Here is an 11729-nt window from a genome sequence, read left to right as displayed (position 1 = left end):
ACGCCGCTCGTCGCGGAACTTCCACTGGATGTGAAACAGGTTCAGCGGCAGGGCCTTGTAGCTCTTCACATAGGCCCGGAAGATGTCGGTGATCATCTCCTCATTGGTGGGGCCATACAGAAGCTCGCGTTCATGCCGGTCGGTGATGCGCAGCATTTCGGGGCCGTAGGCGTCGTAGCGGCCGCTCTCGCGCCACAGGTCGGCCAGCTGCAGGGTCGGCATCAGCAGTTCGACCGCGCCCGCCCGCACCTGCTCCTCGCGCACGATCTGCTCGATCTTGCGCAGCACCCGCAGGCCCAGCGGCAGCCAGGCGTAGATGCCGGCCGCCTCCTGACGGATCAGGCCGGCGCGCAGCATCAGCTGGTGCGAAACGATCTGGGCGTCCGAGGGCGCCTCTTTCAGTATGGGCAGGAAGTACCGCGACAGGCGCATGGCGTGGGAATCCGTGTCAGGCGAGGAACGCCTGTTTAGCCGCACGGACGCGGCGAAAGCTAGGCGGCATCTGATCCTCCCCGACGGAGAAGACTGCGTTCGTTCAGCCCGCCGCGTTGCCGATCATGGTCGGCAGGGGGATCGCCCCGGTCAGAACCACCAGCATGATGACCGCCCAGACGATGGCCGAGACCCAGGTGGTGGTGATGAATTTCTTCTTCAGCTTGGGCTCGCGGGGCGCGCCCCACTGGCCGCCGTCCTCGGGCCTTTCCTGGGCCTGCTGGTTCATGCCCAGCGGCAGGATGGCGAACAAGACGATCCACCAGCACACCAGATAGATGGCCAGCATGGTCAGGGGGCCGATCGGCATCAGTGCGCTCCCTCTTTCGGCGTTTCCATCAGTTCGACCAGGACCCCGCCCATGTCCTTGGGATGGACGAAGACGATGGGCGTGCCATGGGCGCCGATGCGCGGCTCGCCCGTGCCCAGGATGGTCGCCCCTTTGGCGCGCAGGGCGTCGCGGGCGGCCAGGATGTCCTCGACCTCGAAACAGACGTGATGCTGGCCGCCCTTGGGGTTCTTGGCCAGGAAGCCGTGGATGGGGCTGTCTTCACCCAGGGGTTCGATCAGTTCGATCTGGGCGTTCGGCAGGTCGATGAAACAGACCCGCACCCCCTGGGCCGGCAGGTCGAACGGCGCATGCGCCCGGGTCGCGCCCAGCAGGTCGCGATACAGGGCGACGCTGGCCTCGATGGAGGGGGTGGCGACCCCGACGTGGTTCAGACGACCGATCATGGCCAAGGCTTAGAGCCCCCCGCGCCCCGAGGGAAGCCGGTCAGACCCACATCGAGAAGATCGCATAGGCGTTGAGCAGGACCAGGCCAGCGACATGCACCCGGGCCGACCGGCTGACCGCGAGGATGGCGGGGATCAGCAGGCGCGGCAGGAACTGAATGCAGAACCACAGAAGGACGTCCGGAATCTGCGACAGGGTCGGCAGCCCCTGGATCACCAGATTTGCGCCCAGACTGACCAGGGCCGGCACACAGAGAACCGCCATCAGGGTTCGCCGGTGGCCGAAATAATAGTCGGAGAACGACACCTGCGTCGTAGCCGGCGGCGACAGGGCGAGACTGATGAAGATGTAGGGCAAGGCCATGCCCAGAGACACCAGAACCATCGCCGGACTGATGGTCATCAGGTCGCGCGCACCCCACATGGACAGCCATTGCTCGGCGGCGGCCAGAAGGACGAACGAGGCCAGGAGGGGCGTCATGACCCCGCCCCTCAGCGCCCTGGGCGCGCGCCAGAATTCCATGATCGCGCCCGTCGCATTGGCGATGGCCAGGCCAAGCAACAGCCCATAGAGCGAGAAGAGGAATTCGAATCCCGTCACACCGAGCTCCTAGCGCCAAGACGGCCGCCCCACGCGCCGCGGACGCGGTGCGGCGGAAGGGGCGGCCAGCCTTCACCTGATCATCGACGCCCGATCAATAGGCGAACGGGTCGCTGTCGTTCGGCCGGGTCGGCATGGGCATGCGCGGCAGGGGCTCGTCCGAGTTGGCGGCCGCCAGCAGGATGCCCGCCAGGACCACCGCCGCCTGGCGCATGTCGGCGGCGCGCATGTGGTCGTAGGTGTCGATCGAGGTGTGGTGCAGGCGCGAGCTGTAGTCCAGCGGGTCCTGGATGAACTGATAGCCCGGGATGCCGACGGTCTGCATATAGACGTGGTCGGTGCCGCCCGAGTTGCGCAGCGACACGGTCCCGGCGCCCAGGCTCTCGAACGGGCGCAGCCAGTCCTCGAACACGGCGGCGGCGGCGATATTGCCCTCGGCGTTGATGCCCCGAATCTTGCCCGAGCCGTTGTCGATGTTGAAATAGGCGACCAGATCATTGAAGCCGCTGCGCGGCTGGATCGGCCAGCGGGCGCGCCAGCTGCGGCCGTTCGGCAGGTCGGCATGGGCCGGGTCGGTCAGGGCGGCGCGGGTCGCCAGATGCTGGTCGACATAGGCCAGGGAACCGTGCAGCCCCTGCTCCTCGCCGTTCCAGAGGGCGAAGCGGATGGCGCGCTTGGGCCGGACGTTCAGGGCCTTGAGAATGCGCGCGGCCTCCATGACCACGGCCGAGCCGGCCGCGTTGTCGACCGCGCCGTCGGCGGCGGCCCAGCTGTCCAGGTGGGCGCCGGCCATAACGTATTCATTGCCGCGCGCCGTGCCGGGAATCTCGGCGAAGACGTTGTAGGCGTTGACGTCCTCGTCGTTGAACCGGACCTCGCTCATCAGGTCCAGACGCGGCGGGGCGTCGGTCAGGGCCAGGCGGGCCAGGCGGCGATAGTCCTCGGCCGCCATCTCGAACCCGGCGACCTCGGGCGTGGCGCCGACGCGATAGGTGTAGCCCGAACCGTGCAGCAGGGCGCCGTCGCGATAGGACATCTTGACGAAGGCCAGAGCCCCCTCCTCCTTCAGGAAGGCGTCCATCTGCATGGCGAAGTCGGGCGCGCCAAGCCCGCGCTCGACCGCCGCGTGGGAATGGGCCGGCTGGACGAAGTCGGTGCGGCCGGCCAGCTCCTCGTCGGTCCAGCGGCGGAAGAAGGCCTCGGTCGGCTCGGACGCATCGTTCGGCCTGGTGACCAGAACGATCTTGCCGTTCAGCTTGCCGCGCCATTTGGCGAAGTCGCCGGCGCTGGTCATCGGCGCCACCACGATGTCGCCGGAGACGACGCGGCCGTCGGTGCCCGGGGTCCAGGCGATGGGGATCACGCGCAGGTCCAGCGGACGCGGCGCGCTCATATGGGCGCTGGAGCGGATGGCGGTCCAGCCGCGCCCGAACTCGAAACCCTCGGTCCAGACGCGGGTGAAGCCCCAGTCGCGGAAGCGGGTCTGGGTCCAGGCCTCGGCCTGGCGCATCTGGGGCGAATTGGTCATCCGCCCGCCGATCCGGTCGGTCAGATAGGCCGCCGTCGACATCACCTCGGAGTGGTTGAAGCCCTGGTCGATGATGCCGTTGACCGCCCGCAGGTCGGGCGACTGGGCCCCCGCCGGCAGGGCGACGGCGATGGCGGCGACGGAGACAAGGGCGGCGAGACGGCGCATGGGAACTCCCCCGAGAATCTTGAACCGGGGGATATGACGCGATCGCGCGCGCCGGTGCAAACCCTGGCGGCGCCGGGGCGACGAAATGCCGTCCGGGCGCGCCGGATCAGAGCCTGAGCACCACCGTCTCGACGATGGGGCGGCGCGACCAGACGCCCTGGCTGGCCTTCTTCAGGGCCCGGGCCACGGCCTGTTCGATGACCGTCTCGTCTTCCAGCGCCTCGCCCTTCAGCTTCAGCACCGCCTGTTCGGCGCGCTCGGCCAGGTCGTCCAGCACATCGCCCAGGGGCGTGTCCTCATCCCCCGGCAGGCCGATGCCGCGCACGTCGATGTCGGACACGATCTTGCCGCGCCGGTCCAGGGCGAAGGTGACGATCAGCACGCCGTTCGAGGCCGCGTGGCGACGCTCCTTCAGGGCCTCGCCCGCCTCTTCCACCAGCATGCCGCCATCGACGAACAGGCGGCCGGACGGGACTTCGTCGACGATGGCCGCCGGGCCGGGCGCCAGGCGCACCATGTCGCCGTTGCGCGGGGTGACGGTTTCGGGAACCTGCATTTCCCGAGCAAGGGCGGCGTGTTCGGCGATGTGGCGGCGCATGCCGTGGGTAGGCACGGCGATGCGGGGCCGCGCCCACTGATACATCTGGCGCAGTTCGTCGCGGCACGGATGGCCCGAGACGTGGATGCCGGGGTGGTCCTTGTCGGTGTAGATGCGCACCCCACGATCCGACAGGGTGTCCTGCAGCCGGCCGATGGCCAGTTCGTTGCCGGGGATCACCCGCGACGAGAAGATGCAGTGGTCGCCCGGCCCCAGCCTGACGAAGGGATGGTCACCCTGGGCCACGCGCGACAGGGCGGCGCGCGGCTCGCCCTGGCTGCCGGTGCACAGATACAGGATCTGGTCGGCGGGCCAGATGCGCGCCTCCTCCTCGGACAGGAAGGGCTGCAGGTCCGACAGCATGCCGACCGACTTGGCCGCCGCCGTGATCCGGTGCATCGACCGGCCGGCCAGGACGACACGGCGCCCGGCGGCCTCGGCGGCGCGGATGACGCTGTCCATCCGCGCGACGTTGGAGGCGAAACAGCCGACGGCCACCCTGCCCTTCAGCCCGCCGATCAGTTCGGCCAGGGCCTCCTTCACCTCGCCTTCCGACCCCGCCACGCCTTCCTGAAAGACATTGGTGGAATCGCAGACCATGGCCAGGACGCCCTCGTCGCCCAGGCGGCGGATGGTGTCGACGTCGGTGCGTTCGCCGACGATGGGATCGTTGTCGATCTTCCAGTCGCCGGTGTGCAGCACGGTTCCCAGCGGCGTCTTGATGGCCAGGCCGTTCGGCTCGGCGATCGAATGGGTGATGGTCACCATCTCGACCTGGAACGGTCCCAGGTCGATGGTCCCGCCCAGGGGCACCTCGTGGATCGTCACCTGATCCAGCAGGCCCGCGTCACGCAGCTTTTCGCGGATCAGGAAGGCGGTGAAGGGCGTGGCATACAGCGGCGCCTTGATGCGCGGCCACAACCAGCCCAGGGCGCCGATGTGATCCTCGTGCGCGTGGGTCAGGACGATGCCGATGATCTCCTCGCCTTCCAGATAGGTCGGGTCGGGCACGATCACGTCCACGCCGGGCGTGGTGTTGTCGCCGAAGGTCACGCCCACATCGACCACGATCCAGCGCCGGTCCTCGGCGGGGCCATAGCCATAGGCGTTCAGATTCATGCCGATCTCGTTCGATCCGCCCAGCGGCAGGAAGACGAGTTCGTTGTCTTGGGTTTTGCTCATGCGCCCATATGGGTGTTGCGACGGTGGATTTCGAGAAGTCCGCGCAGGGTCAGGTCGGGGTCGAAATGGTCGATGCTGTCGGTCGCGCCCTCGAACAGGGAGGCGACGCCGCCGGTGCCGATCACCGTCATGGGGCCGCCCCACTCGGCCTTGATGCGCGCCACCAGCCCTTCGATCAGGGCGATGTAGCCCCAGAAGACGCCCGACTGCATGTTCGACACCGTGTCCTTGCCGATGACGCGGGCGGGCTTCTGGATGGCGATGCGCGGCAGCATGGCCGCCGCCTCGTGCAGGGCCTGGAGGCTGAGGTTGATGCCCGGCGCGATGATCCCGCCTTCGAACGCCCCGTCGGCCGCCACCACGTCGAAGGTCGTCGCGGTGCCGCTGTCGATCACGATCAGGTCGCCGGGATAGGCCAGGTGGGCGCCCATGGCGTTGACCAGACGGTCGGCCCCGGCCTCGGACGGCTTGTCGATGCGGGGGGCCGGCCCCAGTCGCACATTGTCGCCGACGACCAGAGGCTCGACGTTCAGATAGCGCCTGGCCAGGTTCCGCAGGTTGAAGATCGACTGCGGCACCACGCTGGAGACGATGCAGGCGTCCAGCGCGCCGATCGACAGTCCCCGCATGTCCAGAAGCTGGCTCAGCCAGACCGCGTATTCGTCGGCCGTGCGCGAGGCCTCGGTCGCGGCGCGCCACTGGGCGATCCAATCCGTTCCGTCATGGACGGCGAACAGGGTGTTGGTATTGCCTTGCTCGATGGCCAGCAGCATCAGCTTGCCTCAATCTTAAACTCGTCACCCTCGGGCTTGTCCCGAGGGCCTATCGTTCCGCGCCCTCGAACAGAGCCGGACAGACATCGCGCCATGCTGACGCACACCTCCCTTGCGGCCGCCATGGGCCCTCGGGACAAGCCCGAGGGTGACGGAGTGTGGGGGCTCGATATCAAACGCCATCACCAAAAAACACGTCCCCCGCCGATATCAGGCGAAGCGTCCCGTCCGCCAGCCTGAGGCGCAGCGAACCGTCGCCCTCGACCCCTTCGGCCACACCCTCGACCGTCTCATGGCCCAGGCGGGCGACGCAGGGACCGTGCAGGGTGGCGTTACGCCGGACCCAGGCGTCCAGCACGGGTTGAAAGCCGATCTCCTCCCACCGCCCGGCCCATTCGGCCCAGGCCTGGGCCAGGACCTCCATCGCCGCCTCGGGCGACGGGGGATAGGCGATGTCGGGCCGCAGGTGCGACGCCAGGGCGGCCGCGGGCCGTTCGGTCCCTTCCGGCGCGTGGGCCAGGTTGACGCCGATGCCGACCGCCAGCCACAGCCCACCTACGGCGTGGGCGCCGGATTCCACCAGTATGCCCGCCGCCTTGGCCCCGCCCAGCATCACGTCATTGGGCCATTTGATCGTCACGGCGCCCGGTCTCGCAAAGGCGTCCAGCAGGTCGGCCACGGCCAGGGCGGCGATGAAGGTGGCCTGGGCTGCCTCGGCGGGGGCCTTGCGCGTGGTGGTCAGAAGGGTGGCGAACAGATTGCCCGCCTCGCCTTCCCACGCCCTGCCCCGCCGGCCGCGCCCGGCGCTCTGACGGCGGGCGTTCAGCCAGACCGGTCCGGTCTGACCCGCCTCCGCTCGGCGGCGCGCCTCGGCGTTGGTGGAATCGATCTGGTCGAACCGAATGATGGTCCCGGGGTGCATCTAATCCTCCCCCCTCGGGGGAGGGGGACCATGCGCAGCATGGTGGAGGGGGCTGATGGCGAGCGACGACGGATGCGGTTGGCCCCCTCCACCGCTTCGCGGTCCCCCTCCCCCGAAGGGGGAGGATCGGAGGCCCGGCATCGTCAGCCGGCCCCGAAGCCCGCGGCGGCGTGGCGGGCGGCCGGCTCGATCCAGATCAGAGCCGCGATCACCACCGGGAAGGCGAAGACGGCCGAGGCCACCGCCACCGTCGAGGCCTCGATGGGCGAGGCGTCCGGCTTCACCTCCGAGACCGGGGCGTCGAACCACATCAGCTTGATCATCCGCAGATAATAGAAGGCGGCCACGACCGAGGCGACCAGGCCGGCCGCGCCAGCCATCCAGTAGCCGGCGTCGGCGGCCGCCCCGAAGACGTAGAATTTGCCCCAGAAGCCCGAGAAGGGCGGCATGCCCAGGACCGACAGGGACAGGATGGTCAGGGCCGTGGCCATCAGCGGCTTCTGGCGGCTGAGACCCGCCAGGTCGCCGATGGTGCGGATCGGCCGCCCCTGGCGCGACAGGGCCAGCAGCACGGCGAAGAAGCCCAGTTGATCGACCACATACAGGGTCATGAAGACCAGCATGGCCTGGATGCCCGTCTCGGTCCCCGCGGCGATGCCCAGAAGGGCGTAGCCGATGTTGGCGATCGACGAATAGGCCAGCAGGCGCTGGATGTTCTTCTGGGCCAGGCCGCCGAAGGCGCCGACCGCGAAGCTGATCAGGGAGATCAGGATCAGCACCTGGGCCCACTGGCCATGCGACTGGGCGAAGCCGTCGCCCAAGACGCGCGCGGTCAGGACCATGGCCGCCACCTTGGGCGCGGTCGAGAACAGGGCCACCACCGGCGTCGGGGCGCCCTCATAGACGTCGGGCGTCCACATGTGGAACGGCGCGGCCGAAACCTTGAACGCCAGGCCGCAGATCAGGAAGACCAGGCCGAACACCAGGCCGACGCCCGGGTTCTGGGCCGCATAGGCGGCGATGGCCTCATAGTTCATCGAGCCGGCGAAACCGTAGATCAGGCTGGCGCCGTAAAGCAGGAGGCCGGACGACAGGGCGCCCAGGACGAAATATTTCAGCCCCGCCTCGGACGCCTTCAGATTGTCGCGGTGGAAGGCGGCCAGGACATAGAGCGCCAGCGAGTGCAGCTCGACCCCGACATAGAGGGAGATCAGGTCGCCGGACGAGACCATCATGGCCATGCCGACCGAGGCCAGGACGATCAGGATCGGATATTCGAACCGGGCGATCCTTTGGCGCGCCATCCAGCCATCGCCCAGGATCACGCAGACCGCCGCCGACAGATAGATCAGCGCCTTGGCGAACACCGCCAGGGGATCGGCCACGAAGGCCCCGTTGAAGGCCGCGCCCAGGGGGCCGGTGACCGCCAGTCCGGTAGCGGCCAGCAGCAGCAGGACGGACAGGATCGACACAAGCCGCGTCGACCGTTCGCCGCCGAAGGCGCCGACCATCAGCAGGACCAGCCCGCCAATGACCAGGGTCAGTTCCGAGGCCGCGAGATGAAGGGCGAGGTTCAGGTCAGGCATCATGGTCTCACCCGCCGATCGCGGCGCGATAGGCGCTGGTCAGGGCCTCGACGGAAGGCCCGGTGATGTCGAGGACGGCGCCCGGCTGGACGCCCAGCCACAGGGTGCCGAGGATCAGGGGCGCGAACAGGATCAGTTCGCGGCGGTCGATGTCGGCGATGGTCTTCAGCTTGGGATTGACGATCTCGCCGAACATGACGTTGCGATACAGGGTCAGGGCGTAGACGGCCGAGAAGATCACCCCCGAGGCCGCGACGAAGGCGGTCCAGGTCGAGGCCTGATAGGCGCCGGTCATGGTCAGGACCTCGCCGACGAAGCCACTGGTGCCGGGCAGGCCGACATTGGCCATGGTGAACATCAGGAAGATGGCCGCGAACCACGGCATCCGGCTGGTCAGGCCGCCGTAGAAGGCGATCTCGCGCGTGTGCATCCGGTCGTAGATGACGCCCACGCACAGGAACAGGGCGCCCGAGATCAGGCCGTGGCTGATCATCTGGAACACCGCCCCCTGCACGCCAGTGTCATTGCCGGCGAAGAGGCCCATGGTGACGAAACCCATGTGCGCCACCGACGAATAGGCGATCAGCTTCTTCATGTCGGTCTGCCGGAAGGCGACCAGCGAGGTATAGACCACCGCGATCACCGACAGGGCGAAGACCAGCGGCTGGAACATCCGCGAGGCGTCGGGGAACATCGGCAGGTTGAACAGGATGAAGCCGTAGCCGCCCAGCTTCAGCAGAATGCCGGCCAGGATCACCGACCCCGCCGTCGGCGCCTGGACGTGGGCGTCGGGCAGCCAGGTATGCACCGGCCACATCGGCATCTTGACCGCGAAGGAGGCGAAGAAGGCCAGCCACAGCAGGGGCTGAACCGCCGGATCGAAGGCGTATTGCTTCAGCACCGGGATGCTGGTGGTGCCGGTCTCGTGGGCCATCCACAGCATGGCCAGCAGCATCAGCACCGACCCCAGCAGGGTGTAGAGGAAGAATTTATAGGCCGCGTAGATTCGGTTCTGTCCGCCCCAGACCCCGATGATCAGGAACATCGGCACCAGGCCGCCTTCGAAGAAGATGTAGAACAGGAACAGGTCCAGCGCCGTGAAGACGCCGATGACCAGGGTCTCCAGCACCAGGAAGGCGATCATGTATTCGACCACCCGGTTCTGGACGGTCTTCCAGCTGGCCAGGATGCACAGGGGCATCAGGAAGGCGGTCAGCAGCACGAACAGGATCGAGATCCCGTCCACGCCCAGGTGATACTGGGCGCCGGCGAACCACTGATAGCGTTCGACGAACTGATAGGCCGGGTTCGAGGCGTCGAAGCCGGCGACCAGGACGACCGAAACGGCCAAGGTCGCCAGGGTCGTGACCAGGGCGATCCAGCGCGCGGCCGGCGCCGCCGCCTCGCCCCGCCTGCTCAGCAGATGCGCGACCAGGATCGCCCCCGCGCCGACCAGCGGCAGGAAGGTGACCAGGCTCAGGATGTTCGGAATCACCGGCATCGGCTCAGGCGCCCCAGGCGTAGATGGCGAAGGCGAGGAAGCCGGCGACGCCCAGCAACATCACGAACGCATAGTGATAGACATAGCCCGACTGGACCTTGGACAGGCGGCCGGCGAAGACGCGCGACAGGAAGGCCATGCCGTTCGGCCCGCCCCCGTCGATGATCTTCACGTCCCCGACCTTCCAGAACAGATCGCCGACAGCCTTGGCGCCCTTCACGAAGACGGCGTCGTACAGCTCGTCGAAATACCATTTGTTGTAGAGGAAGGCGTGGATCACTCCGCCCCGCTCGGCCATGCGGCGGGCCATGCCCTCCTTCATGACATAGAGCCAATAGGCGACCGCCGTGCCGACCAGGGTCAGAACCAGCGGCGACCATTTCACCCAGGTCGGGACCGAATGGCTGTCGTGCAGGACGTGGTTGTGCGGCCCGTTGAAGATGGCGCCGCCCCAGAACTCGCCCTCGTGGTGGCCGATGAAATAGGGGGCGAAGACAAAGCCCGCCGCGATGGCCCCAACCGACAGGACCAGCAGCGGAACCAGCATGACCCACGGGCTCTCGTGCGGATGCAGGGGACCGTGATGATGGTCGTCGTGGGCGTGATCGTCGGCGTCGGCGACCGGCTCGGAATGGGTTTCCAGCTGGGCGTGCGAGGCGTGATCGTCGGCGTGGTGGGCGTCGCCCTCTTCCTTCCAGGCCGGCTTGTTGTGGAAGGTCATGAAGACCAGGCGCCACGAATAATAGGCCGTCAGACCCGCCGCCAGGATGCCGATGAAGAAGGCGAACAGGCCCATGGCCGAATGGCCGCTGGCGGCCGCCGCATAGGCGCTCTCGATGATCGAATCCTTGGAATAGAAGCCGGCCAGGCCGCCGATCCCGGGGATGCCCAGGCCGGTGATGGCGATGGTGCCGATGGTCATGACACCATAGGTGACCGGAAGCAGCTTCCACAGTCCGCCCATCTTCCGCATGTCCTGTTCGTGATGCATGCCGTGGATCACCGAACCGGCGCCCAGGAACAGCAGGGCCTTGAAGAAGGCGTGGGTGAACAGGTGGAACATGGCCGCCTCATAGGCGCCCACGCCGGCGGCGAAGAACATGTAGCCCAGCTGCGAACAGGTCGAATAGGCGATGACCCGCTTGATGTCGTTCTGAGCCAGGCCGACCGTGGCGGCGAACAGGGCCGTGACGGCGCCGGTCAGGGCCACGATCTGAGACGCCACCGGGGCGTATTCGAAGATGGGGCTGAGCAGGCAGACCATATAGACGCCGGCCGTCACCATGGTGGCGGCGTGGATCAGGGCCGAGACCGGGGTCGGGCCCTCCATGGCGTCGGGCAGCCAGGTGTGCAGGAAGAACTGGGCCGACTTGCCCATGGCGCCGATGAACAGAAGGAAGGCCGCCAGATCCAGCGCCGACCAGGTGTGGCCCAGGAATTCCCAGCCCGTGCCCGCGCGCTCGGCGATCATCGGGAACAGTTCGGCGAAGTTGATGGTGCCGAACATCCAGAAGATGGTCATGATGCCCAGCACGAAGCCGAAGTCGCCGACGCGGTTGACCACAAAGGCCTTGATGGCGGCGGCGCTGGCCGTGGGCTTCTTGTACCAGAATCCGATCAGCAGGTAGGAGGCCAGACCCACC

The 11729-nt window shown here is 67.6% G+C and carries 11 protein-coding genes; all 11 read right to left on the bottom strand.

The window, feature by feature from the left end; genetic code table 11:
* Nucleotides 1–432, bottom strand: a 432-nt coding sequence (locus KF910_RS13755) for an aminoacyl--tRNA ligase-related protein (RefSeq protein ID WP_323805642.1), incomplete at its 3' end; no start/stop codon positions are given.
* 103 nt (nt 433–535) lie between these two features.
* The gene (locus tag KF910_RS13750) at nt 536–802 is read right to left on the bottom strand and encodes a DUF1467 family protein (protein ID WP_292263905.1); all 267 of its coding nucleotides are present in this window, start codon (nt 800–802) and stop codon (nt 536–538) included.
* A complete protein-coding gene (gene mce, locus KF910_RS13745) occupies nt 802–1227 on the bottom strand; it encodes a methylmalonyl-CoA epimerase (RefSeq protein ID WP_292263903.1) in 426 nt (141 codons plus the stop codon). The genes KF910_RS13750 and mce overlap by 1 nt, the downstream gene beginning before the upstream one ends.
* A 40-nt stretch (nt 1228–1267) precedes the next feature.
* A complete protein-coding gene (locus tag KF910_RS13740) occupies nt 1268–1828 on the bottom strand; it encodes a hypothetical protein (protein WP_292263901.1) in 561 nt (186 codons plus the stop codon).
* Nucleotides 1829–1922: 94 nt separating this feature from the next.
* Nucleotides 1923–3524 carry a M20/M25/M40 family metallo-hydrolase gene (locus KF910_RS13735; RefSeq protein ID WP_292263898.1) on the bottom strand — a complete coding sequence of 534 codons (1602 nt, stop codon included), beginning with the start codon at nt 3522–3524 and terminating at the stop codon, nt 1923–1925.
* A gap of 106 nt (nt 3525–3630) precedes the next feature.
* The gene (locus KF910_RS13730; RefSeq protein WP_292263894.1) at nt 3631–5304 is read right to left on the bottom strand and encodes a ribonuclease J; all 1674 of its coding nucleotides are present in this window, start codon (nt 5302–5304) and stop codon (nt 3631–3633) included.
* The gene (locus KF910_RS13725; RefSeq protein ID WP_292263907.1) at nt 5301–6080 is read right to left on the bottom strand and encodes a type III pantothenate kinase; all 780 of its coding nucleotides are present in this window, start codon (nt 6078–6080) and stop codon (nt 5301–5303) included. Before KF910_RS13725 ends, KF910_RS13730 begins: the two co-directional genes overlap by 4 nt.
* Before the next feature lie 169 nt (nt 6081–6249).
* Nucleotides 6250–6999 (bottom strand): biotin--[acetyl-CoA-carboxylase] ligase, encoded by a 750-nt coding sequence (locus KF910_RS13720; RefSeq protein WP_292263891.1) that lies wholly within the window; start codon nt 6997–6999, stop codon nt 6250–6252.
* 143 nt (nt 7000–7142) lie between these two features.
* Entirely contained in the window at nt 7143–8585 is a 1443-nt protein-coding gene (nuoN, locus tag KF910_RS13715; RefSeq protein WP_292263888.1) for an NADH-quinone oxidoreductase subunit NuoN, read from the bottom strand.
* A 7-nt stretch (nt 8586–8592) separates the two neighbouring features.
* Nucleotides 8593–10086, bottom strand: a complete 1494-nt coding sequence (locus KF910_RS13710; RefSeq protein ID WP_292263886.1) for an NADH-quinone oxidoreductase subunit M — start codon at nt 10084–10086, stop codon at nt 8593–8595.
* Nucleotides 10087–10090: 4 nt separating this feature from the next.
* On the bottom strand, nt 10091–11729 hold a 1639-nt coding region (nuoL, locus tag KF910_RS13705; protein WP_292263883.1), incomplete at its 5' end, for an NADH-quinone oxidoreductase subunit L.

Source organism: Brevundimonas sp., assembly GCF_019636155.1.
In the GTDB taxonomy this organism is placed as follows: Bacteria; Pseudomonadota; Alphaproteobacteria; order Caulobacterales; family Caulobacteraceae; genus Brevundimonas.
This window is presented reverse-complemented; position numbering and strand designations above follow the sequence as displayed.